Source organism: Pseudomonas sp. LBUM1673 (genome assembly GCF_059695645.1).
On sequence record NZ_CP166780.1, the window covers coordinates 3,662,654 to 3,685,826 of the forward strand.

Here is a 23,173-nt window from a genome sequence, read left to right on the forward strand (position 1 = left end):
GATGTGCTCCTCAATACAACATAAATCTACGAAGCAACCGTTACATCAGCTTGGCCGCTCGCGGACAGGGCTGCGTGAACGAATCCTTCTGCCTTCTTCCTCTCTACGAAGGCCCTTACATACGCCGCACCCGCTTCACGACTGCGCGGTACTGCCATCGCCTGGCGGATTGAAGTGAAGGCGCTTTCAAGCACCCGGTAACGCGGGTCAGCATCGACCACCTGTTGCAGGGGTTGTCGCACGCCCGCGGCTGCATCCAGACCCTGGTCAAAAAACAGGTCCACCGCTGCGGCAGAGGTCTGCGCCCGCTCCAGCTGCGCGTGTTGCAAGGTCCGAGTCAGGAACAGGTCATACGCCGCGCCCTTGCCTACCGCGAGCCTCAACCCGGGCTGATCGAGATCACCGACGTCGACATACGGCGAGTCCGTCGCTACGAGATAGGTGCCCTCAATAATCACGTAGGGTTCACTGAAAGCGATCTGTTCTTCACGCACCGGTTCGATGGCAAGGAACGCGATGTTCCAAGCCCCCTCCTCCAGCGCCGCAAACACCTTGCCCGCCGCATCGAATGTCACCATTTCCAACTGCACACCCAGCTCTTCGGCCAAAGCCTTTGCCAACGCCACGGATACACCTTGTGGAGATCCATCCTGGCCCTTCTGAGCCAGTACCGGATTGCCGAAATTGATCGCTGCACTCAGGACTCCCCGAGGGGCCAGATCTTCAAGAACTTCAGGTGTGATAGCACTCATCATTTTGCTCCAGGGTGGACTTGGCGGCTGACGACCGGCATGGCTTGCGGGACTTCTTTGTAATCGCGGAAAACTCACGTCAGATTGAAATAGTTAAGGATGAACTGCAACTCCTGACCCAGCCGCGTCAGGTCACTGCTTGCAGTTCTGAGTTGTTGGCTGCATGTCGCCTCGACTATTCCGTGATCCCCAGGCCCCGCGCCTGATGCCAGTCAGTTCAACCATTTCAGCCGCGACGCACTCTTGTAGCAGCTGCCGAAGGCTGCGTTCGGCTGCGAAGCAGTGGTGAGTCCGACTGACGCGGTGGGCATGACGGAGGGCTCTCGACGCACCTATGGATCCATTGAATCATTAACAAGCAGAATCAATTTGACAAACCCCACACAAATCAACATTAATGGATCCACTAAATAACAACAAACCGCCTTGGAGAATCTCCATGTACCCCAAGAACACCTGGTACGTCGCCTGTACACCCGATGAAATCGCCGACAAGCCACTGGGCCGTCAAATTTGCGGTGAAAAGATGGTTTTTTACCGCGGGCACGAAGGCAAAGTGGCGGCTGTCGAGAACTTCTGCCCCCATCGCGGCGCACCGTTGTCCCTGGGCTATGTGGAAAACGGCAATCTGGTGTGCGGTTATCACGGCCTGGTGATGGGCTGCGACGGCAAGACGGTGGAAATGCCCGGACAACGGGTTCGCGGCTTCCCGTGCAACAAGACGTTCGCCGTGGTCGAGCGCTACGGATTTATCTGGGTCTGGCCCGGCGATCAGGCATTGGCTGACCCGGCGCTGATCCATCATCTGGAATGGGCGATCAGCGACGAGTGGGCCTATGGTGGCGGCCTGTTCCACATCCAGTGCGACTACCGCCTGATGATCGACAACCTGATGGACCTGACTCACGAAACCTACGTTCACGCCTCCAGCATCGGTCAGAAGGAAATCGACGAAGTACCTCCGGTGACCACGGTCGAAGCCGATGAGGTAGTCACCGCCCGACACATGGAAAACATCATGGCGCCGCCCTTCTGGCGCATGGCGCTGCGCGGCAACAACCTGGCCGACGATGTGCCGGTGGATCGCTGGCAGATCTGCCGCTTCACCCCACCCAGCCATGTGCTGATCGAAGTCGGTGTGGCCCATGCCGGCAAAGGCGGCTATCACGCCGCCCCGCAGTTCAAGGCGTCGAGCATCGTCGTCGACTTCATCACCCCGGAAACCGACACCTCGATCTGGTACTTCTGGGGCATGGCACGCAACTTCAACCCGCAGGATGAAGCCCTGACCGCGAGCATTCGCGAGGGTCAGGGCAAGATTTTCAGCGAGGACCTGGAGATGCTCGAACGCCAGCAACAGAACCTGCTCAGCCACCCCCAGCGCAACCTGCTCAAGCTCAACATCGACGCTGGCGGTGTGCAGTCACGCCGCATTTTGGAGCGTCTGATCGCCCAGGAGCAGGTCCCGCAAGAGTCGCTGATCGCCTCGGCCAGCTAGAACGCTGCAAGCACGCAATCCTCCTCCGCAAAAATGCCGTGCCCTGTCACGGCATGAACCCCGCAAACAATAACCGGAAGTGACCACTTCGCTGGCGACACTCCGAGGATCGAACATGATCGAAGTGCTGGTGGTATCCCGCAATAACGAAGCCCAGGACATCTGCAGCTACGAGCTGGCCAGTGTCGATGATCGACCGCTACCGACCTTCAGCGCCGGAGCCCATATCGATGTGCATCTGCCTGGTGGCCTGATCCGGCAATACTCCCTGTGCAACCACCCCGAAGAACGCCATCGCTACCTGATTGGCGTGCTCAAGGATCCGGCCTCCCGGGGCGGTTCGCTGACCATGCACGAGCAGATCCACCCTGGCACGCGCCTGTCTATCAGCGAGCCGCGCAACCTGTTTCCGTTGGCCCATGAAGCCAGGCGCAGCCTGCTCTTTGCCGGCGGTATCGGCATTACCCCCATTCTCTGCATGGCCGAACGCCTGGCCCACAGCGGTGCGGATTTCGAGCTGCATTACTGCGCCCGTTCTCGGGAGCGCGCAGCCTTTGTCGAACGCCTACAACACTCGCCTTTTGCCGACCGGGTGTTTCTGCATTTCGATCAGGAACCCGACACGGCGCTGGACGCGGCCAAGGTCTTGGCCACGCCTCAGAGCGACGTTCATTTATATGTGTGTGGCCCCGGCGGTTTTATGCAGCATGTGCTGGATACGGCCAAGGCCGAGGGCTGGCAGGAGCAATGCCTGCATCGCGAGTACTTCGCCGCCGCACCCATCGACACTGGCGCCGATGGCAGTTTCTCGATCAAGGTCGCCAGCAGCGGTCAGGTCTTCGAGGTGCCGGCCGACAAAAGTGTGGTGCAAGTGCTGCAAAACCAGGGCATCGAGATCGCCATTTCCTGCGAACAGGGTATTTGTGGCACCTGCCTGACGCGGGTTCTGGAGGGCGTGCCGGAGCATCGTGACCTGTTCCTGACCGAGGATGAACAGGCCTGCAACGACCAGTTCACCCCTTGCTGTTCACGCTCGAAAACGCCACTGCTGGTGTTGGATATCTGAAGGGCATCACTCCGAGCGGAGAATGACCTTCATCCGCTCGTCGGCTGCCGCCGAACCGAAGATCTCGGCATAGCGCAACGTAGCGTTGGCGTGCTCGCGCATGATGGCTTCGGCACGCGCGCCCTGGCGGTTGACCAGGGCATCGAACACCGAATGGTGTTGCATGTGGGCATAGTTGAAGCGTCGGTATTCCCGGACCATGTCGTTGCGGTCCACTGCCAGGGCTGTCACCGACGCGAAGGGTAAGTGGTCATTGCGCGCCAGGGCGTCGGCGATGGCCGGGTTGTGGCTGCCTTCGACGATCACCTCATGAAAACGCATGTTGAGGTCGTGATAGACCTCCAGGTCTTCTATGGTCACATACCCCTTGTCGAACAGCTGATCCCCCTGCAACAGGCACCGCTCAAGGGTCGCCCGGGCTTCGTCCGATAGCCCGCGCTCGGCGGTCTGACGCGCCGCAAGGCCTTCAAGGACACCCCGCACTTCGACTGCACCGGCAATGTCATCGGGGCTGACCGAACGCACCTGAAACCCGCGCCCGCCAAAGCGCACCAGCAAGCCTTCCTGCTCCAGCGTGCGGAACGCCATGCGCACCGGCATCCGCGAAACCCCGAACAACTGCGCCGTGGGAATTTCCATCAACCGCTCGCCAGCCGCCAGCTCGCCCGAGGCGATCATCTTGCGCAACGCGACCAGCACCGTTTGACCGGGCTTACTCATCCAGGCAACTTCCAGAAAGGTGGGGGCTGCATAGTAACGCAAGTGTGACGCCAGGTTTAGGCAGAGGCCGCGGTGTCCTGCCTCAGCCTTGATAGGCCGGATTCTCGATCAGCAGTGCCATGCCCTGCCCGCCGCCGACACAGGCGGCAGCAATGCCATAACGCAGATTACCCTCGCGCAGTTGCCTGGCCAGGGTCAGCACCAGGCGCAAACCACTGGCGGCCAAGGGATGCCCCAAAGCGATGGAGCCACCCCGTCGGTTGAGCCGGTCACCGTCCAGTTCAAGCTCCTGAGCCACGGCCAGCACCTGAGCCGCCTGGGCTTCGTTGATTTCCAGCAAGCCGATTTCACCAAGGGCCAGCCCGCTGCGTTGCAGCAACAACCGGATGGCCGGCGCCGGCCCGATACCCATGAATTCCGGTGCCACGCCCACCACGGCACTGGCCAGCAAATGGGCCAACACCGGACGCCGGGCCGCAGACGCTCGCCCTACCAGCGCGGCCGCCGCGCCATCGACAACCGCACAACTGTTGCCAGCCGTTTGCACACCGCCGTCATGCACCGCCCGCAACCGGCCCAAGGCGTCCAGATCGGTGGGGCGCGGGTGACTATCGTGAGTCACGCGATCTACGCCCCGTGGCAACTGGATACTCCGTGGTTGATAGCCGGCCAGTTCAAAGCGCTCATTGCCGAGCGCCACCAGCTCCGGCTCAAACCAGCCTTCGGTCTGAGCCTGCAGCGCCAGTTGATGACTGCCGAGGGCAAAGCGATCCACCTCTTCGCGGCTCAGACCATGCCGCCGGGCCAGATTGTCAGCGGTGGTGATCATGTCCACGCCCGGGGCCGGGTCGTATAGGGCCTCCCAGAGAAAGTCCTTGAACGCCACCTGCGCACCGAGCCGGAAACCGCCGCGGTGGGTGTAGGCGGCAATCGGGTTGCGCGACATGGATTCAGCCGCCACGCACAGGGCCAGCTGCACGCCATCATCCAGTTGCCTGGCGGCCTGCCGCAAGAGTTCAAAGCCGGTGGCGCAGATGCGCTGCACCCCCAGCGCCGGTATCCCTTGCGGCACGCCACTATAAAGGCCGATATGCCGAGGCAGCAGGTAGGCATCGAAACTGGCCTGAGCCATGGAGCCGGCGAGCACGCTGTCTACCGAGGATGGATCGATAGCGGCGCGGGCCAGTACCTCGCGCCCAACCTTGATCCCCAGGTCAATCGGTGAAACCTCGGCCAAGGCCCCGCCGAGATCGACCCAAGGCGTGCGCAGGGCTTCGAAAATGGCCGCATCGCAAAAGCTCGAATACTGCCCCGCGCCGCTCACGGCAGAGGTCCGGCACGCAGGATCGAAGGCTCCTCGCCGCGATACAGCGCCTCGACCTTGTCGGCGCGCCACTGCAGCACCGCGCGCTGGTTGATCGACCCCTTGTCAGTGATTTCACCACGGTCAATGGACGCGGGTTCGTCGAGTAGCGCGATCCATTCCAGGCGACTGGCATTCCCGGTGGCATCGCGGTTGAGCCGTTGCAGCCAATCGCCGAACCACTGTCGCACCGGCGCACTGGCCAGGACCTCGGCATCGCTGGCGTCAGGCCTCAAACCGGCCAGACGTCGGCATTCGTACAGCCGGGGAAAGACCAGCGCACCCAGACACTCGCGGTCCGGCGCGGCCACCACCAGATCCTGAACATAGGGCGAACCTTCGAGCACCGCACGATTGCGCAACGGGCCGACACTGACAAACACGCCGGAGCTCAGCTTGAAGTCCTCGGCGATGCGTCCGTCGAACATCAACCCCAGTTGCGGATCACGGGCATCGGCCAGTTTCAGCGCATCGCCGGAACAATAGAAACCCTGTTCGTCGAACACCTCGGCGGTCTGCTGCGGCGCGCGCCAGTAACCCGGCATGATGTGCGGTCCGCGAAAGCGCCCCTCCAGCTTGCCGTCCACCGGCACCAGCCGCACTTCGCAACCGGGAGCCGGCAGGCCGATATAGCCGGCCATGGACAGTGGCCCGGTGGTGAACGTGCAGGACGGTGCCGCCTCGGTCATGCCGAGCCCGGCCATCATGCGAATGCGTTCGCCACAATGCTGTTCAGCGACCCGGTCCAGGCGATCCCAAACCCTCTGGGACAAACCGGCGGCGGCGAAAAAGAACAGCTTCATGCGCGAGAAGAAACGTTCGCGCAATTCGCCGTCCTGCTCCAGGGCGTTGACCAGCTCTTCCCAGCCCTTGGGTACGGTCAGGTAGGCGGTGGGCGATACCTCTTTGAGGTTGCGCAGTGTTTCAGCAAAACCCTGGATGGTGGGCTTGCCGTCGTCCAGGTAAAAGGTGCCGCCGTTGTACAACACGATGCCAACGTTGTGACTGCCGCCGAAGGTGTGATTCCACGGCAGCCAGTCCACCAGCACCGGTGGTTCTTCGCCGAATACCGGGAAGGTCTGCAACAGCATCTGTTGGTTGGCGCAGAGCATGCGTTGTGTGGTGACCACCGCCTTGGGCAGCTTAGTGGAACCAGAAGTAAACAGGAACTTGGCGATGCTGTCCGGCCCGGTAGCCGTGAAGGCGCAATCGGCCTCGGCACCGCCGGGCTGCTCCAGCAGGCTGGCAAAGCTCACCTGACTCCGGCCCGGTATTTGGCCATGCACGGTGACCAGCGGCGTGTCAGCCGGCAGTACCGCATCGATCGCCCGCTGATAGGTCGCGGCGTCGCTGACGAACACCAGGCCCGGTTGCAGCAGATTGCAGACATGCCGCAACTTGGCAAAATCCTGGGACAACAACGAATAGGCAGGAGAAACCGGGCAATAAGGAATCCCGGCATACATCGCGCCCAGCGCAATCTGCAGATGCTCGATGTCGTTGCCCGAGAGGATCGCCAGCGGTCGCTCGGCCGAAAGACCATAACTCAGCAAGCGTTGGGCAATGGCGCGGACGCTGCTCAGCATCTCGGCGTAACTCACCCGGCGCCAGTCGCCGCCGTCCTGGCGAGCAGCGATAAAGGTCTGTTGCGGGCGCACCTGAGCCCAATGCACCAGGCGATCCAGTAAGCGTTCGGGCAGCTCGGCCAAGGGTTCCAGGGAGCGCATATGCACGATGCCCTGCTCTTCGCTGACCTCGATCGCAGGATGACCGATGGACACCTGGCGATAGCGCGGCGCGCTGGCTTCGGTCTGGGGGGGCGATCTGAATTCGGAACTCACGTGCTTGTCCTCCATCAAGGCACGCCACCGGCCCGCCGGGAAGCGGTCAACCGGGGCATGGCAGCCTATGGCTGCAGCCTTGTTATTGTTATGTCCGGTCTGCACGCGGGCGACGACCGCTCTCAAGCGTTCGTCGCCCGACGGTGCGACGGATGCTCAAATCGGGTAGTGCCGCGGCCCGTTCTGCAAGGTCACCCAGCGCAACTGGGTGAAATGCTCGATGGACGCTTTGCCGCCAAAACTGCCATAGCCGCTGGACTTGACCCCGCCGAAGGGCATCTGCGCTTCGTCGTGCACGGTCGGGCCGTTGATATGGCAGATGCCCGACTCGACCCGCTGGGCCAAGGCCAGAGCACGGCTGGTGTCGCGACTGAAGATCGCCGCCGCCAGGCCGAACTCGGAATCGTTGGCCAGGCGCAACAGTGCTTCATCGCCCTCGCCTCGTAGCACCACCGCCACCGGCCCGAAGGACTCTTCGCGGTACAGGCGCATGGCATCGGTGGTGCCGTCGAGCAAGGTCGGCTGCAAAATGCTGCCCTCCAGCTGGCCACCTGTGACCAGGGTGGCACCCTTGTCGAGGGCATCGTCGATCAACAACTTGATGCGTTCACCGGCGCTGCTGTCCACCAGAGAACCGAGCACCGAACCTTCGGCGTTGGGGTTACCGGCGGGCAAGGTGGCGATCTTCGCCGCGAGTTTGGCGACAAAGGCATCGGCCACTTTGGCATCGACGATCAGGCGCTCGGTAGACATGCAAATCTGCCCCTGGTTGAAGAAGGCACCGAAGGCCGCAGCCTCTACCGCCGCGTCCAGGTCGGCATCCTCCAGCACCAGGAACGGCGCCTTGCCTCCCAGCTCCAGCAACGCCGGTTTGAGATGACGCGCCGACAACTCACCGACGATGCGCCCGACATGGGTCGAGCCGGTGAAGTTGACCCGACGCACCGCCGGGTTGGCGATCAGTCGCTCGACAATGGCCGCGGCATCCTGGGGCGCGTTGCTGATGACATTGACCACGCCATCACCAAGGCCAGCGTCCTGCAACACCTGACCGATCAGCCGGTGCACCGCCGGGCTCAGTTCCGAGGCCTTGAGTACCACGGTGTTGCCGCAGGCCAATGGCATCGCGATGGCGCGGGTGGCGAGGATCACCGGGGCGTTCCAGGGCGCGATGCCCAGCACCACGCCGCACGGTTGGCGCAGGGCCATGGCGAAGCTACCGGGCACATCCGAGGGAATGACTTCGCCGGTGATCTGGGTCGTCATGGATGCGGCTTCACGCAGCATGTTGGACGCCAGATGCACATTGAAACCGTACCAATTGGCCATGGCGCCGGTCTCGCCGGCCGCCGCGATGAATTCCGCGCTGCGGGCCTGCAACTGCTCGGCCGCGCGCAGCAACCGGGTGCGTCGTTCATTGGGGGCCAGGGCCGCCCAGGCCGGGAATGCCGCTTTGGCCGCGGCCACGGCGGCGTCGGCATCTTCCAGGGTGGCGGCGGCAACGCGCGACACGACTTCACCGGTTACCGGATTACGTCGTTCGAAGGTTCGACCGTCTCGGGCGGGGCACGACTGGCCGCCGATCAGCAGGGGCACGTCCAGCATGGTGATTCCTCTTTATTGTCTTTATCGGGAATACGTTCGAGGGGCTCACAGTAGCGCCTGGGCGCCGGGGCGAACAGCTGGCGGACGCTCGATCGCCCGGCCAGCTCGCCTTGAAGTCAACGCCGGGGTTCAGCGTTTGTAGGCCTGCAAACCGGGCTTGATGCTCTTGTCGTCGAGGAACTGCTTCATGCCCTGCTCGCGGCCACCTTCGGTGTCCAGCAGGCGCGACTGATCGAGCTTGGCGTACAGGTAATCTTCGTTCTGCTCCCAGGTCAGTTCACGGCAACGCTTGAAGCCGTGCTTGGCCGCCCGCAGCACCACCGGGTTTTTCTCCAGCAGGTTACGCGCCAGCTCGATCGTCACTTCACGCAGTTGCGCCAGGGGTACGCTCTCGTTGACCAGACCCATCTCGGCGGCTTTCTGCCCGCCAAAGGTCTTGCCGGTCATGATGTAGTACAGCGACTGGCGATGACCCACGGTGTCAGCCATGGCCTTGCTCACCAGGTTGCCCGGCGGAATGCCCCAGTTGATTTCCGACAGACCGAAGGTCGCTTCATCGGCGCAGATTGCCAGATCGCAGGCCACCAGCGGGCTGAAACCACCACCGAAGCACCAGCCGTTGACCATGGCGATGGTCGGCTTGGCGTACATGCGCAGCAGTTTCCATTGCCACTGAGAGGCTTCGCGGCGGATTTTTTCCTGAAGGATTTCCGGGCCGGCGTCCACTTCGCGGAAGTATTCCTTGAGGTCCATGCCCGCGGTCCAGGCTTCGCCCGCACCGGTCAACACCAGCACGCCGGCGTCTGGATCCTGCTCCAGGGTTTCCAGAACGTCGATCATCTCGCGGTTCAGGGTCGGGCTCATGGCGTTGCGTTTTTCCGGGCGATTGAGGATGACCCAGGCGATGCCTTCCTCGATTTCCACTTTGACCGTTGTCCAGCGACCGTCGTAATTGCTCATGGCATTGCTCTCTTGTTCTTGGCTTGAAGATGAGCAAAAACTAAACCTCAAATATAGTTATGTCAATTAACTATTAATAAAATTAACCGTGCTTTTTTTCGCCCCTTGAACAGACACAGAGCCCGGAGATCTGAAAGAGATCATGGCTATCCCCGCTAAACCTCGGCAAACTAGATAGTCTTCTTAATCGCCAGCCCAAGGATTTACCCTGCAATGGCCAAGTCTTCCAAGATTGCCGCCGCCCCCGAGGCCCCTGCCGACAGCGCCGAAACCCAGGCACCACTGGACTCCGCCCTGGACGATCTGATCGGTTATGCCATGCGCCGGGCGCAGCTGAAACTGTTCCAGAACCTGATTGGTCGGCTCTCGGCCCACGACTTGCGACCGGCCCAGTTCTCGGCCCTGGCGATCATCGACCAAAACCCCGGGCTGATGCAGGCCGACCTGGCCAAGGCCTTGACCATCGAGCCGCCGCAAGTGGTGCCGCTGCTGAATAAACTGGAAAGCCGCGCGCTGGCGGTGCGGGTGCGCTGCAAACCGGACAAGCGCTCCTACGGGATTTTTCTCAGCAAGACCGGCGAGGCCCTGCTCAAGGAGCTGAAACTGATCGCTGCCGAGAGCGACAGGGATGCAACGTCCAACCTCGACAGCCAGGAACGCGAAGAACTGCTCAGGCTGTTGAAAAAGGTCTACCAGGCCTGAAATGCCAACGCCGGCGCGTTCCCAGGGAACGGCTGGCCTCATGGCAGGTAAACGGCTTACCAGATCGGCAAGGTGTAGTTCACCAGAAAGCGCGTCTGGTTTTCATCGCGAAACGCCGCGCCGGCGGGGAAGTCATTGCGATAGATCGACTTGCGCGCCATCAGCCCGACGTTCTTCAGCGGGCCACTCTGAATCACATACCCCAGCTCCATCTGGAACTCCCGCTCCTTGCGGTCGTCGGCATTCAACGCCGCCAGTTCGATATGGTCACCGCGTACATAACGCAGCCGGCTCTTCAGGCCGGGCACCCCGGCAGCGGCGAAGTCATAGTCGTAGATCGCCTGCCAGGTCCGCTCTTTGGCATTGAGAAAGTCCGAACTCATGGTCAACTCGCTCATGCCCATCAACTCGGTGCCCGACACATAGGGCGTCGCCGTTTCGCCACTGGCGTGCATATAACCCAGGCTCAGCCGATGGCCGCCGAAGCGATAGCCGAACAGCGCCGAGAGGTTGCGGTTGTCCACCTTGCCGGCCTTGGCGCTGCCGTCCTCGTCGCTGAAAAAACTGCGCAGGTCGGTGGTCAGTATGCCCTCGCCCACCTGCAAATTGTGCAGCAAGGCCAGGGTGTTCTGCTGGTACAGGTCCGCCACTTCGGCGTGATAGGCGCGCAGGCTGAGGTCCTTGTTCACCTGATAATCGCCGCCGACATAGGCCATGTGCGATGAGGTGGCCGCGCCGTTGAAACGCCGGTTCGGCGAGGCGATGCTCATTGGCTGGTAGTCGCTGGAATCACGCTTGTTGATGCGATCGATGTAGCCGGTGTTGAGGGTCAGTCCGTCGATGTCCTTCGAACTGAGCGTGGTGCCGCGAAAAGTTTGTGGCAGCAGCCGCGATGGGCTGGCAAAGGCGAACGGCAGGAAGATCAACACATCGCCGGTCTTCACTGTGGTTTGGGCAACGCGCATCTTGGCAGTCATGGCCAGGCGCGAATACTCGTCCGCCGCGCGCTTGTCGCTGCTGGACACCGGCAGCAACTCAGTGCCGCTACGGTCCGGCGACGAGTCCAGCTTCACCCCCATCAGCCCGCGGGCATCCAGGCCGAAGCCGACAGTCCCCGGGGTAAAGCCCGACTCCACATTCATGATGAAACCCTGAGCCCATTCCCTGGCCGCGGTTTTCGCCCCGTCATCCTTGTAGTCGCGATCCAGGTAGTAATTGCGCAAGGTCAAGGTGCCGTGGCTGTCGTCGATGAAGCCTTCGGCCAGCGCCGGGGTGGCAATCACACTCAAGCCCAACAGGACCAGGCAAGGTGCGCGAACAGGTAAGGCTGAAGTCGCCGCAAGGGCGTTCCAAGGGAGCGTTGGCATGTTCGATGTCCACTTATTGTTGTTGTTTTTTGAACGGGATCGCCAGGGTTGTTCCAGGGATCTCAGGCCAGAGAATGGAAACAGCCGAGGGGTGGCGTCAATCCACAATGACCGATAACCGAACATTAATATTATTATCTATTTTTTAGATCCATCTTACTCAATGCGTCATGACGTTGATTTTAATGAGATTAATGCCATTTTTTGGCCAACAACCTTGGTCGTTCATTTTTTAGTTATCTTTGTTAATCTTAATTCCAGCCTGTCATCGCTTGAGGCGAGCAGGCTCGCGCTCACCCGTCAGCACACCAACAAAAACAATAATGAGGTTCGCCATGGACACCCCATCACGTCGTACGACGCTAACCATCGCCCTGTGTTTTATCGTTGCACTGATTGAAGGCTTCGATCTGCAAGCTGCCGGCACTGCCGCCGCGGGCCTGCGCCAGACCTTTGCCCTGGACCCGAAAATGATGGGCTGGGTGTTCAGTGCCGGCATCATCGGCTTGCTGCCGGGCGCCTTCTTCGGCGGCTGGATTGCCGATCGCATCGGTCGCAAGAAAATCCTCATCGGCGCCGTGTTGCTGTTCGGTGTGTTCTCTCTCAGCACCGCCTACGTCGGCACTTTCTCCAGCCTGCTGCTGACGCGCTTCATGACTGGCCTCGGTCTGGGCGCCGCCCTGCCCAACCTGATTGCCCTGTGTGCCGAAGCCGTGGGTGAGCAACGTCGCGGTACCGCCATCAGCATCATGTATGCCGGCGTGCCGTTGGGTGGCGCACTGGCGGCGGTGGTCGCCATGCTGTTCACCGATCATTGGCAGGCGACCTTCATCATCGGCGGTCTCGCGCCGTTGCTGGTGGTGCCGCTGATGATCCTGCTGCTGCCCGAGTCCAGCGCCTTTCGCCAGCAACAAGGCACCGTCAACGTGGCGCGCGCTTCAACCGGCCAGGCGCTGTTCGGCGAAGGCCGGGCTCGCGTCACCCTGGCGTTGTGGCTGAGTTACTTCTTCACCCTGACCGTGATGTACATGCTGCTCAACTGGCTGCCATCGCTGTTGCTGGAACAGGGTTTCAGCAAACCCCAGGCTGGCCTGGTGCAGATGCTGTTCAATATCGGCGGCGCCCTCGGCTCCCTGCTTGGCGGACTGCTGCTGGATCGCTGCAACGGCATCAAGGTGGTGCTGTTTGTATACGCCGGGTTACTGGCGGCGCTGGCCGGGGTCGGCCTGTCGGTAGGCATCGTCCCTATGGCTATCGCCGGGTTTGCCGCGGGGTTGTTTGTGATGGCTGCGCAACTGGTGCTTTACGCCCTGGCACCGCCGTCGTACCCGACTTCGGTGCGTGCCACCGGCGTCGGCGCAGCGGTGGCCATCGGTCGCCTGGGGTCGGTGGCCGGGCCCTTGGCCGCGGGGCAGATTCTGGCGGCCGGGGCTGGCACCACCGGGGTATTACTGGCGACCTCACCCGGGTTGGTGATTGCAGCACTGACTATCATCAGTGTGATTGCCCGTTCGGCCCCGCTGACCGAACCCGAACTCAGGACGGCGAACCCGGTCGCGGGCAAACCCTGACCGCGACGCACTCTTTTTAGCAGCGTTCGGCTGTAGCAGCTGCCGAGGGTGTTACGGCTGGGTTCGCAGGCACGCGTTCAGCGACGGTACTTGGGCCTGTTCCAGTTGCGCGGCCAGCGCCAACAAGGTCATCTCCTCGCCGAAGCGACCGGCAAGTGCGCGCCCATGGGCAAGCCTTTCGCACTCCAGTAAGGCGGCACCGACCTCGCCGGCTCAGTGCAAACCGTAGGAATAAACCCCTGCATCATTGTTGCCGTACCCGCGGCCTTTGGCCCAGATCACGCGGTCCTGCGCCCCTTGAAAGCCGAGGATCCCCAGGTAACCATCGACGGCCAGCTGTTGCCAGGAGCGTCCCCAGTCCTTGGAGTAAAATACCCCGTCCGCGGAGATGCTGGCATCCGACCACCAGTAGAGCCAGCGCGGCGGTCGGTGTTCGCTTGAGGTGTTGATCAACAGGCTATTCTGGCCCATCCAGAAACTGCTCCCGCGCAACCTGCTGTCCGATGCCAACGGGGCGAACACGCTGGGTAGCTCGCTCAGGGGCTGCCAGGCCAGCTTGGCGGTATCCAGCTCGGCGACCACGTCCTGCCCGTGGTCGCCCTGATCGATAAGGCCCATCACTCGCCCGGTACCGTTTTCCACCAATTCATTGATAAACAGGCTGTCGTCGCGCTGCACGTCCCCGGCCTGCCACTGCCCCGCCTTGCGCTGCAGCTGGATCCGTGTCGTTACGTTGAAAGCAAGATTGTCGCTCTCACCGTCGGGATTGCGCGCCCAAAAGCGTTGGGAAACCCAGATAAACGCGCGTTGTGCATCCAGTTGGATGACATGGGTCAGGATTTCCCCATAGCCGCCTGCGTCTGTGCGCCATTCAACAATGTCTGGCCGTTTGCCCTGGAAATACTCGACAGGCACCAGCAACGACTCGGAAGCGAATATCGGGGTGCTGCTCGCGCCGCGATCGGCGGAGTAAAAGACTCCGGTGGAAATGGCGCCCGGAGCGTCTTCGCCGCTCTCGTTGTCGACTCCACTCGGGGTGCCCCAGGCCCAGATTTCATCCTGGCCATGGAAATAGGGTTTAAGGTTCCAGGCCAACTGATCGGCTTTGGGAAACAGGCCTTTGGCCAACCAGGTCCAGCGTTTGCCTTGATCGTCGCTGCGAAAGACCACAGTCTGGCGGATGGCATCGGGGGTCGCGGCCTCGGGTCGGGCAAGGCCCGTCAGCAGGAAAACACTGGCCCCATCCGGGCTGGCAACCAGGCAGGCAGCGTCGCTGACATGAGCCACCAGTTGAAATTGACCCTGAGCGTCCAAGCGGGAAATGAAGGAGGTTTGCTGGTCGCTGCGGGAAAGGAAACTGGCAAAGGCGCCAGAACCTTCCGGCTCCTGATCTTTGCCCTCAACCGGCTTGCCATGGACCACGGCATCCAGGTCCACCACGTCGGCAGAAGGTTGCAGCTGTTTGGCGCCCCCCTCCAGGCGCCCTACCAGCCAGGTGCCTTGCGGGGTCACGACCACGCCCGTGCAGTACTGGGTCATCGCCCGCTGCCGGGTGTCCTGCACAGCGCCCACCTGCTGCCGATCAGGACTGCCGCCGCCCCATTCCAGCTTGGCGCTGGTAATGACCCACATGTACCACAGCGCGGCGCCGACAATCAGCGCGACAAATAGAGTAGTGAACAGCTTTGATCGAGGCATGAGGGGTCCGTATCCATGGGAAATGCTGAGAAGCTTTTCTCATCTCTTTCGTCGGGAGTAAATTTTTATTGCACACGAACAACCGAACCCGGCCGCCTGATTGTCATCGCTGTGACGTCTTAAGGTAATGCGATCTGTAGCAGCTGGCGTAGCCTGCGTTCGGCTGCGAAGCAGTCGCAAAATCAGACACTGCGCAACGCACATGCTCAAGGGGCAAGCGTTCTTCTCTCGATAGGGACTGACAAAACAATGCTTGTACGTGTCTCACCGTACGCGTTGATCTTCGCAATGATATTTTCGATATCGGCCATTGACCTGGCATAGATCCTGATCAGGTAGGAGTCGTTACCCGTGATGTGTAGACACTCGACGACTTCGGGTATGTCGTTGAGCGTCGCTATCAATTTGGCTTTCGCAGGCTTAAGGGTGGTGATGCCGACGACAGCAGAGATGCCGAACCCTAGCTTGGTTGGATCTAACTGAGCGCAATAGCCCTTGATGACCCCAGAGTCTTCGAGCTTTCGCAGCCGATCAGTGGTGGCGGGAATAGAAAGACCAGCGTGCTTGGACAGCTCTGTGATGGAAATGCGACCGCAGTCCTGCACCTTTCCCAGGATTTTTATGTCTATACGATCCATGTACGTTCCCCCCAGTAAAAAGTATAAATTTTAATGAAAAACACCAGTTTTTCATTAAAAAAATAATGCACCAAAATAAAGCAGAGTGCTAGTCTATTTACAGCCCGACAAGCCTGAAAAGAATCCGCGCAATCAATAGCCCTTAGTCTTTAGCGTTACGCACTGCATAATAAAATATTTCTCTCCAGGGATGGTGTTCGTATGGAAGATGAAAAAACAAAGTGTGAAAAAAAGTTCTATCCATTATTCGCAAAGTATATTGGAACGCAAGTCCTAGGTTTTCGCAGCTTCAAGATGGATCAGATTTTTATGTACCTGGCTGGCGTCACCCTTTTCTCGGTGGGTGCCAAGTTTTTCATAGTCAGTCAACTGGGAACTGATCCTTTAGATGTCCTGATCATCTCAATAAATAAAACCCTCATGCTCGGAATGGGCGTTTGTTCGGGCATCGTTGCGGCATTCTTTCTGCTGTGGTGGATGCTCTGGAACAAAAAATATCCTCCGATAAGTCCATTTATTACAACCACGCTTACAGGTCTGCTGATTGACCTCTGGTCTGTGCTGGGGCTTGGAGAGTATTTGATTGTCAGAGTGAATGATTACACGATGTTGGCGATGGGGCTGATCTTGTGTGCTTATTCATCCGCACTGATCATCATGAGCGGTATTGGTATCAGAATCATGGACCTTGTGGTTCTTACCATGGTTTCCAAATGGGCCTGGTCATTCACCAAAGCCAAAATGATAATTGAAATTGGTATCTTTTCGACCGGGTGGCTTTTAGGTGGGCCGTTCGGCGTGGGAACCATTGCATTCTTGTTGGTCATAAGCCCTCTTATCCAGCCATTCATGAATATGAATGCCAAGCGCTTTTCACTTAAGAATTATGGATTGATCAGCGCTTCTTCCGTCTACCAATAACTACGAGGGAACGGCTGCCACTGTGGCGGCGGGATTGTTTCGCCTCGACTATTTTAACCGATGATGTTGACAGTAACTTCCGTGATGAGGAACGAGAGATGGACAATACAAATAATAAAAACTGGACCTTGGAAAGTAAGCCCGCAAAGCTGGAAGAAATACTCCCGGGTGGTATTGTAAAGTGTCATCTTTCCCCCCGAAACTGTGTCATACAGGAGGGTAAGGTAGGTTTTTGCAAGGTACGTGGAAACCGAGGGGGTCGGCTAGTTACATTGAATTATGGCAAAGGCGTTCACAGTACCGAAGAGACTATCGAAACCGAAGCTGTATTCCACTTTGCTCCCGGAGAGCGAATCCTTTCCCTGGGCAATATCGGCTGCATGCTTAACTGCGGCTACTGTCACAACTGGAAGACCTCTCAGGCCAAGTATGTGACAGACAAAGATGTTTACTACTATACACCTGAGCAGGTTGTGGAAACTGCGCTGAAGCATGGTATACGCGTCATCTCCTGGACGTATAACGATCCTGTTGTCTGGCATGAATTCATCCTCGACACGGCAAAACTGGCAAAGGAAGCGGGACTGATCAATTTATATAAATCAGCATTTTTTATCAGTGAAGAAGCCATTGATGAACTATTGCCGGTCATTGATATATTCTCAATTTCGCTAAAATCCATTTCCCCTGAATACTACCGAAAAGTCACAACAGGCTGGGTAGAGCCCGTTCTGGCCGGCATCAAGAAAGTATACGATGCTGGCAAATATGTTGAAGTCAGTACCTTGATGGTTACCGACATCAGTGACGATGAGGACACCGCCAGGAAGATTAGCCAGTGGGTACTGGATGAACTGGGCCCGAATGTACCGCTGCACTTTGTAAGGTTTCACCCCGATTATAAAATGAGCAATAGCATCAGAACTCCCGTGGATAGACTCCTGAAGGCCCGGGACATCGCACGGAGCATGGGGGTTGAGCATGTTTATCTGGGTAACGTGAATGATGTCGAGGGCACCAATACCAGTTGCAATCATTGCAACGCTCTACTCGTTACCCGCTACGGCTTGAATGCTGAAATAATCGGATTGGACAGCAACGGTTGCTGCACCCGGTGTGGGCACGATGCACATTTCAAATTACTTGGCGAACACAAGGCGAACGATCCTGTTGAACTGCGAGAGGATGCGCTGACGACTTACGAGAAGCGAAAGTTTGAGTGGCATGGGGATATCGTATCGCTGCACGCCCAAGTGCTGAATACTGAAGACTTTGAACAGACCGTCTACCTGCGGCGCAACTATACCGACGGACTCAACAGCGATTGGAAATCACTGACATTGCGGCCGTATGAAAGCTATCGGTTCATTATCGCCAAGGCGCGAATTGATGAATCAGGGCCTGAGGTCTGGCTTCCCAAGGGGGTGAATTCGAATCTTCATGAAGTATTCGACAGGGCTCACTTCCCAACCGAGTCGATTGAAGAGATTGGCATTTCGCAAAATGACATCACTCCGACTATTGGTTATGAAGGCAAGCAGAACATGTATGAGCAGGTTATCAAACTGGTCAGCAAGTCATGAACGTGTCTACTGAAATACTCCATATCAAGGTCGATGACCGAGAGGCCCATCCATCAGTGACGCCTATTTATCAGTGCAGCGCGTTTAGCGCTGACTCGGCGTTCTTCTACTCAAGAAAAGCCAATCCCAATGTGACTGAGCTGGAACAGGTTGTCGCTGCCCTGGAAGGAAGCGAATACGCCTTGGCCTACAGCACCGGAATGAGTGCCATCTACATGGTTTTGGAGCTGCTGAAACCTGGTGGGTCGCTGGTGATCAACAAATATATCTATGGCTGTTCTTATAAGCTGTTTCAAAGATATGCTGCCCGTATCGGTGCGGAACTGACCGTTCTGGACCTCACCACAGAACGTGGATTGAAAGAGCTGCCATTGAACGTGGACATGGTCATTTTCGAAACGCCGACCAATCCCTTCCTGAAAGATATTGATATTCATGCGGTCAGCAGGGCGGTTAAGCAAAACAACCCAGAGGCCTTGGTGGTCGTTGATAACACGTGGGCCACTCCGATATTTCAAAAGCCTCTAAACTTTGGCGCCGATATTTCTCTGTACAGTGCTACGAAGTATTTCTCCGGGCATAGCGACGTCATGGGCGGTCTGGTGCTTGTCAACAGTGAAATGATTTATAAACGCCTCCTCGAAGGCCGTTTTTATTCAGGCTCAATATTAACCCCTAATAGCGCATGGCTGCTTCGCAGAAGCATGCAGACATTTAACCTGCGCATGGAGAAACACAGCAACACAACCTCCAGCATGCTCAACTACCTGCGGGAACTGCCCTTTATTGAGCATGTTTATTATCCGCGAGTCGATGGCAAACAATTGACAGGCTATGGTGGCATTGTGTTTGTTGATATTCGGCCCGATCTGGTTCCCTTTTACAAAACCTTCACCAGCGCCCTCAAATGGTTTGGAACGGGCACGGGAATGGCCTGTGTCACGTCGATGGTTGCGCAACCCTTTAGTGGAAGCCATGCCTCGATGACTGAGCAGGAAAAGACAGACATGGGGATTGAAAAGGGTTTGGTTCGATTGTGTTTTGGCTTAGAGGACCTTGAGGATCTTAAAGAGGATCTGCTTCAAGCATTCGACGCCATGGAAAACATGGTTGATCGAAAAAGTGCACTTAAACCTGCGTAACTGATGTGAATCAGGAGCAACGAGCCTTCAACGGCTCGTTGCTTTTTTATGGAGAAGCGAGATTGTCCAGTGCATTCGAAAAAACGATATTCGAAGACCCTATCCTGAACGTTATCCATCTTCTAAACTCCATTTCCAATGAAAATCCAGAGGCTATTTCTCTGGCTTCCGGCCGACCTGATGATGAACAATGCGACCCCTCCCTCATCGATAAGGGGCTGGCCAGCTATACACGATACATCGCCGATACAGAACATTCACTGGCGACACTACTTTGCCAATATGGAAAAACCGCCGGGATTATCAATGAGATAATCGCCGAACACTTGCAGGTGGATGAAGGGATAAAGATTCTCAACTCTGAAAATATTGTCGTGTGCATGGGTTTTCAAGAAGCTGCCACCTTGACGCTGTTATCCATTTTTGAAGGAGGCGGTGTTTTATTAGTGCCTGATCCTGTGTTCTCCGGGATAACGGGTATTGCGAAACTGTTGAGAATAAAGATTGTACCCGTTCCCATGGACACCTTCCTTGATCCCTCTGCCCTGCGCAAGGTAGCTGAAGATCTTGAGTCCAGGGGGGAAAAGGTAAAAGCGTTGTACGCGATTTCAGATTTTAGTAACCCTACTGCTGACAGCCTTTCCTATGAAGACAGGAAGGCTATGCTCTCCTTGGCCAAGGAAATGAATTTTTTTATCCTGGAGGATAATGCCTACAGCTACTTCAGGTACGAGGGAGATAAAATTCCTTCGATGAAGTCGATCGACAGTAGTCGAGTGTTTCTTCTTGGCTCTTTTGCAAAGTCGATTTTTCCTGGATTGCGTATGGGCTATCTAGTCGCTCCGGAGGACGCTGGGGTGATGTCCTTTAGCACCCGATTATGCAAAGCCAAAAGCTTGATCACGGTCAATACACCTGCCCTGTGTCAAGCGGTTGTCGGAGGTTTGCTGCTAGAGAATAATTATTCTTTAAAAGGGCTGAACCAACCAAGGGTGTTGTCTTACACGAAAAAAAGAAACTGCTTGATTGAATGCCTTGAACGTGAATTCCCACTCAAGGCTGACGCTCGAAGAAGTGTCACCTGGAATCACCCGGCAGGAGGCTTTTTTATCAATGTACAGCTACCTTTCATCTTTGAATATTTTGAAATGTGCGAGTGCGCCAAGAATTTCAAGGTTATTGTATTTCCCACGTCCTTGTTTTCATTGACGAATGAGGCTGTTACTCAGGTCAGGTTGTCGTTTAGTAATGCGACAGAATCAGAAATCAAACAAGCGATAGGCCGTCTCAGGGCGTACATTGAATTCAAAATGCAGTAAAGCATCCTCCCATAGGGCCGTAGGGGATTGATGCCAAGGCCTATTCATCAGTCAATGAGAAATAGGCCTTGCATGACTTCCCGCTTAGGTTCCTGTGGCGAGTAAAACGCCAGTGGCTACTTGGTAGGCACCCAGAATGGTTATGGTTGACCCGGAAAAATAGTTGATCAACCTAAGCTTTGATTGAGAAACCCTGGTCTTGAATATGGAGGAAAATCCGCTCAACCCCAGCCACCAGACAGCCGAGCCTAGAAATATACCTGTCACCATAGGCAGTACTGAGTGCTGACTGCTTTGATCATTGACCATGCCGTCACTCATGGCGGCAAATATCGCGATAAACGATAAGATGGTCATTGGGTTCGACAGTGTCAAAAACAGTGTGGTCGAGTAGGCTTTGAACATGTTGGCTCGTTCACCCGCCAGGGCTGTTCTGCTCTCCTTCGATCTTATTGTTTGATAACCAATGTACGCGAGGAACATCCCCCCCAAAATACATAACCATGGCTTAAAGCTAATGAGTGTCGCGATGATGGCTGTGATCCCCAGTGCACCTACAAATCCATAGATCGAATCGGCTGTTGCCGCCCCCAATCCTGTCGCGAAACCTGCTCTCCATCCAAGCATTAGACTCCTCTGTATGCACAACAGCCCAATAGGCCCCACAGGCGCTGCAATACAAAGCCCAATGACCATTGATTTAATAAAAATTAACATGGACACACCTCCCCTAGTGATACTGAAAGGTTAAGGGAAGTGCATGTATTTATGAATTAATTATTAATTTATACACACGTTTTTCCGATAATTTTGTATGAAGTATTCTTATTTTCCCTTCATTATTAAGGTCTGGCAGCGTTCTGACCCTTGGACAAACCGGCCAACGCAAACTTGTTGGCGCCGGGCGATCATCCAGTGTGCAGACGATATCAATTTCGCAGGTTCGTAACCGCCTAAATCGTCGCCCGCAGTTCCCGGGGCGACAGGCCATAGTGTGAGCGAAAGCGCACTGCAAAACGCGAGGCCGAGGCGTAGCCGCTGGCACCGGCAATTTCACCGATGGGCCGAGAAGTGGTTTGCAACCATTGCAGTGCCGTTGCAAGTCGAACGCTTTCCAGAATATTCCTGAAACTGTCCCCCTCATTGGCCAGTTGGCGACGCAAAGTCGATTCACCAAGGTTCAGGTGTTGTGCGACGTGCGCAACAGTCCAGTCTCTCTCCGGGCTGCCCATTACCAACTGCTGCACACGTTCGCACAGTGGATCATTGCGATCCATCAGCAGCGGTCCGGCCTGGCCGCCAAGGCACAGGCTCAGAAGAACCGCTTCCCCATAGTGGGTGCGTAACGCATCCGGAGCGTTCGCGTTGATGGAGGCCAATAACTGATCCCATGCCTGCGTTGTATGCCTGTCCAGAGGGACACATAGATCTGTCTTCAGGGCACGGCAATGACTCATGATCTGCTGGCCATATCGGCTGCTGAAATTACGCAGTGTCGATCCGGGAAAGGTCACCACATCGGCGATGTAGTGACCATGAAGGCCGGGGAAGTTTGAGATGCCAAGCTCGCGCCCGGCCGGCATCAGAATCAGATGTTGCGGCCCTGCACGCATTTCCCGCTCATCCCATTGCAGCAGTTTTTCCCCCTGTCGCACTCTACACAAGGTGGTCACGAATATCGGCACCCGTTGCAATGTATGAGGCTGTCGCGCCCGTATGACACACGCATCGATAATATTTTCCCGGTGCTGTATGCCGACATAAGGGGGCATCGTTCTTAACGTCCGTAAGTTGAAGTAATGGTCGCTTTGGCCAGGGCGTTGGCATTGAGCATATAACCCACCAAGGCGCCGCTGGCCTGATTGTCGAGGGGTAGCTTATCGACTTTCAACGCCCATACGGTGAATTGATAGCGATGGGGCTTATCCCCTACAGGAGGGCAAGCGCCGCCAAATCCCGGTTGGCCATAATCGGTTCGCCCTTGTACTGCACCGGCAGGCAGGTTCGAACCGACCCCTCTTGGCAAACTGCTGGTTGAAGCGGGCAAATTGACCACCGTCCAATGCCACCAGCCGCTGCCGGTCGGCGCATCAGGATCGTAGACCGTGATCGCGTAACTTTTAGTACCCGTCGGGGCGTTGGCCCAGGAAAGTTCGGGGGACGTATTACCCCCTTCGCAACCGAAGCCCTGGAACACCTCGCGGCTGGTCAGCGGGCGGTTTTCAGCAATATCCTGGCTCGTCAGCGAGAAGTCGGCAGCGTGTCCGGTGAGGACGACCCCCATGGACAATGCGGATAGGATTGCTCTGATGTTCATCGTGACCTCATCTGTGTCTTGGCGTGAAGCACGAGTCTAGAGAGCGCACAGAGTGATTACTGTGCCGAAATGCTCGACCATTGTGCCAAAACGCTCTCTCGATTCAGATG

Annotated in this window: 20 protein-coding genes and 1 pseudogene; 8 read left to right on the plus strand and 13 right to left on the minus strand. The window is 57.3% G+C overall.

The features are described 5' to 3' along the window. Positions 1-26: 26 nt before the first annotated feature. Positions 27-752, minus strand: a complete 726-nt coding sequence (locus ACA044_RS16785) for a transporter substrate-binding domain-containing protein (protein WP_497447245.1) — start codon at positions 750-752, stop codon at positions 27-29. A 439-nt stretch (positions 753-1,191) separates the two neighbouring features. On the opposite strand from ACA044_RS16785, the gene ACA044_RS16790 reads away from it, so the two are divergent. Then, entirely contained in the window at positions 1,192-2,250 is a 1,059-nt protein-coding gene (locus ACA044_RS16790; protein ID WP_497442417.1) for a Rieske 2Fe-2S domain-containing protein, read from the plus strand. Between the two features lie 115 nt (positions 2,251-2,365). Next, on the plus strand, positions 2,366-3,316 hold the full coding sequence (locus tag ACA044_RS16795) for a PDR/VanB family oxidoreductase (protein WP_497442418.1): 951 nt from the start codon (positions 2,366-2,368) through the stop codon (positions 3,314-3,316). Positions 3,317-3,322: 6 nt separating this feature from the next. Here the strand turns inward: ACA044_RS16795 and ACA044_RS16800 are convergent, their stop codons facing one another. The 5 genes from ACA044_RS16800 to ACA044_RS16820 form a co-directional block, all read right to left on the minus strand. Then, positions 3,323-4,036 carry a GntR family transcriptional regulator gene (locus tag ACA044_RS16800; RefSeq protein WP_497442419.1) on the minus strand — a complete coding sequence of 238 codons (714 nt, stop codon included), beginning with the start codon at positions 4,034-4,036 and terminating at the stop codon, positions 3,323-3,325. Positions 4,037-4,118: 82 nt separating this feature from the next. Then, positions 4,119-5,360 carry a thiolase family protein gene (locus ACA044_RS16805; protein WP_497442420.1) on the minus strand — a complete coding sequence of 414 codons (1,242 nt, stop codon included), beginning with the start codon at positions 5,358-5,360 and terminating at the stop codon, positions 4,119-4,121. Continuing rightward, positions 5,357-7,240 (minus strand): feruloyl-CoA synthase, encoded by a 1,884-nt coding sequence (locus ACA044_RS16810; protein WP_497442421.1) that lies wholly within the window; start codon positions 7,238-7,240, stop codon positions 5,357-5,359. Before ACA044_RS16810 ends, ACA044_RS16805 begins: the two co-directional genes overlap by 4 nt. A 156-nt stretch (positions 7,241-7,396) precedes the next feature. Beyond that, positions 7,397-8,845 (minus strand): aldehyde dehydrogenase, encoded by a 1,449-nt coding sequence (locus ACA044_RS16815; protein WP_497442422.1) that lies wholly within the window; start codon positions 8,843-8,845, stop codon positions 7,397-7,399. Positions 8,846-8,974: 129 nt separating this feature from the next. Then, positions 8,975-9,805, minus strand: a complete 831-nt coding sequence (locus ACA044_RS16820) for a p-hydroxycinnamoyl CoA hydratase/lyase (RefSeq protein WP_497442423.1) — start codon at positions 9,803-9,805, stop codon at positions 8,975-8,977. Between the two features lie 213 nt (positions 9,806-10,018). On the opposite strand from ACA044_RS16820, the gene ACA044_RS16825 reads away from it, so the two are divergent. Beyond that, complete coding sequence (locus ACA044_RS16825; protein ID WP_497442424.1) at positions 10,019-10,507, plus strand: MarR family winged helix-turn-helix transcriptional regulator; 489 nt, start codon at positions 10,019-10,021, stop codon at positions 10,505-10,507. Between the two features lie 56 nt (positions 10,508-10,563). On the opposite strand, the gene ACA044_RS16830 is transcribed toward ACA044_RS16825, so the two are convergent. Then, positions 10,564-11,874, minus strand: coding sequence for an OprD family porin (locus ACA044_RS16830; protein WP_497442425.1), 1,311 nt, complete (start codon positions 11,872-11,874; stop codon positions 10,564-10,566). 335 nt (positions 11,875-12,209) lie between these two features. Between ACA044_RS16830 and mhpT the strand changes: the two genes are divergently transcribed. Further along, the gene (mhpT, locus tag ACA044_RS16835) at positions 12,210-13,445 is read left to right on the plus strand and encodes a 3-(3-hydroxy-phenyl)propionate transporter MhpT (RefSeq protein ID WP_497442426.1); all 1,236 of its coding nucleotides are present in this window, start codon (positions 12,210-12,212) and stop codon (positions 13,443-13,445) included. A 51-nt stretch (positions 13,446-13,496) separates the two neighbouring features. Here the strand turns inward: mhpT and ACA044_RS16840 are convergent. The 3 genes and pseudogenes from ACA044_RS16840 to ACA044_RS16850 form a co-directional block, all read right to left on the minus strand. Then, positions 13,497-13,660, minus strand: a pseudogene (locus ACA044_RS16840) (amidase); the annotation flags it as partial. Then, positions 13,659-15,143 carry a hypothetical protein gene (locus tag ACA044_RS16845; protein WP_497442427.1) on the minus strand — a complete coding sequence of 495 codons (1,485 nt, stop codon included), beginning with the start codon at positions 15,141-15,143 and terminating at the stop codon, positions 13,659-13,661. The gene ACA044_RS16845 and the pseudogene ACA044_RS16840, both read right to left, overlap by 2 nt. A gap of 206 nt (positions 15,144-15,349) precedes the next feature. Next, the gene (locus ACA044_RS16850) at positions 15,350-15,781 is read right to left on the minus strand and encodes an Lrp/AsnC family transcriptional regulator (protein WP_497442428.1); all 432 of its coding nucleotides are present in this window, start codon (positions 15,779-15,781) and stop codon (positions 15,350-15,352) included. Positions 15,782-15,982: 201 nt separating this feature from the next. On the opposite strand from ACA044_RS16850, the gene ACA044_RS16855 reads away from it, so the two are divergent. The 4 genes from ACA044_RS16855 (at position 15,983) to ACA044_RS16870 (ending at position 20,746) form a co-directional block, all read left to right on the plus strand. Further along, positions 15,983-16,702 carry a YczE/YyaS/YitT family protein gene (locus ACA044_RS16855; RefSeq protein WP_497442429.1) on the plus strand — a complete coding sequence of 240 codons (720 nt, stop codon included), beginning with the start codon at positions 15,983-15,985 and terminating at the stop codon, positions 16,700-16,702. Positions 16,703-16,800: 98 nt separating this feature from the next. Further along, a complete protein-coding gene (amrS, locus tag ACA044_RS16860; protein ID WP_497442430.1) occupies positions 16,801-18,285 on the plus strand; it encodes an AmmeMemoRadiSam system radical SAM enzyme in 1,485 nt (494 codons plus the stop codon). Further along, positions 18,282-19,427 (plus strand): trans-sulfuration enzyme family protein, encoded by a 1,146-nt coding sequence (locus tag ACA044_RS16865; RefSeq protein ID WP_497442431.1) that lies wholly within the window; start codon positions 18,282-18,284, stop codon positions 19,425-19,427. Before amrS ends, ACA044_RS16865 begins: the two co-directional genes overlap by 4 nt. Before the next feature lie 62 nt (positions 19,428-19,489). Further along, positions 19,490-20,746, plus strand: coding sequence for an aminotransferase-like domain-containing protein (locus ACA044_RS16870; RefSeq protein ID WP_497442432.1), 1,257 nt, complete (start codon positions 19,490-19,492; stop codon positions 20,744-20,746). Between the two features lie 84 nt (positions 20,747-20,830). On the opposite strand, the gene ACA044_RS16875 is transcribed toward ACA044_RS16870, so the two are convergent. From ACA044_RS16875 to ACA044_RS16885, 3 genes are all read right to left on the minus strand, one after another. Further along, complete coding sequence (locus tag ACA044_RS16875) at positions 20,831-21,463, minus strand: LysE family translocator (protein WP_497442433.1); 633 nt, start codon at positions 21,461-21,463, stop codon at positions 20,831-20,833. A 236-nt stretch (positions 21,464-21,699) separates the two neighbouring features. Further along, a complete protein-coding gene (locus ACA044_RS16880; protein ID WP_497442434.1) occupies positions 21,700-22,518 on the minus strand; it encodes a helix-turn-helix transcriptional regulator in 819 nt (272 codons plus the stop codon). Positions 22,519-22,523: 5 nt separating this feature from the next. Next, complete coding sequence (locus tag ACA044_RS16885) at positions 22,524-23,063, minus strand: kinase inhibitor (RefSeq protein WP_497442435.1); 540 nt, start codon at positions 23,061-23,063, stop codon at positions 22,524-22,526. Between the last annotated feature and the right edge of the window lie 110 nt (positions 23,064-23,173).

Coding starts and splice junctions, on each gene's coding strand:
- ACA044_RS16785 (WP_497447245.1), bottom strand. CDS start 752: ATGAGTGCTATCACACCTGAAGTTCTTGAAGATCTGGCCCCTCGGGGA.
- ACA044_RS16790 (WP_497442417.1), top strand. CDS start 1,192: ATGTACCCCAAGAACACCTGGTACGTCGCCTGTACACCCGATGAAATC.
- ACA044_RS16795 (WP_497442418.1), top strand. CDS start 2,366: ATGATCGAAGTGCTGGTGGTATCCCGCAATAACGAAGCCCAGGACATC.
- ACA044_RS16800 (WP_497442419.1), bottom strand. CDS start 4,036: ATGAGTAAGCCCGGTCAAACGGTGCTGGTCGCGTTGCGCAAGATGATC.
- ACA044_RS16815 (WP_497442422.1), bottom strand. CDS start 8,845: ATGCTGGACGTGCCCCTGCTGATCGGCGGCCAGTCGTGCCCCGCCCGA.
- ACA044_RS16820 (WP_497442423.1), bottom strand. CDS start 9,805: ATGAGCAATTACGACGGTCGCTGGACAACGGTCAAAGTGGAAATCGAG.
- ACA044_RS16825 (WP_497442424.1), top strand. CDS start 10,019: ATGGCCAAGTCTTCCAAGATTGCCGCCGCCCCCGAGGCCCCTGCCGAC.
- ACA044_RS16830 (WP_497442425.1), bottom strand. CDS start 11,874: ATGCCAACGCTCCCTTGGAACGCCCTTGCGGCGACTTCAGCCTTACCT.
- mhpT (WP_497442426.1), top strand. CDS start 12,210: ATGGACACCCCATCACGTCGTACGACGCTAACCATCGCCCTGTGTTTT.
- ACA044_RS16845 (WP_497442427.1), bottom strand. CDS start 15,143: ATGCCTCGATCAAAGCTGTTCACTACTCTATTTGTCGCGCTGATTGTC.
- ACA044_RS16850 (WP_497442428.1), bottom strand. CDS start 15,781: ATGGATCGTATAGACATAAAAATCCTGGGAAAGGTGCAGGACTGCGGT.
- ACA044_RS16855 (WP_497442429.1), top strand. CDS start 15,983: ATGGAAGATGAAAAAACAAAGTGTGAAAAAAAGTTCTATCCATTATTC.
- amrS (WP_497442430.1), top strand. CDS start 16,801: ATGGACAATACAAATAATAAAAACTGGACCTTGGAAAGTAAGCCCGCA.
- ACA044_RS16865 (WP_497442431.1), top strand. CDS start 18,282: ATGAACGTGTCTACTGAAATACTCCATATCAAGGTCGATGACCGAGAG.
- ACA044_RS16875 (WP_497442433.1), bottom strand. CDS start 21,463: ATGTTAATTTTTATTAAATCAATGGTCATTGGGCTTTGTATTGCAGCG.
- ACA044_RS16880 (WP_497442434.1), bottom strand. CDS start 22,518: ATGCCCCCTTATGTCGGCATACAGCACCGGGAAAATATTATCGATGCG.
- ACA044_RS16885 (WP_497442435.1), bottom strand. CDS start 23,063: ATGAACATCAGAGCAATCCTATCCGCATTGTCCATGGGGGTCGTCCTC.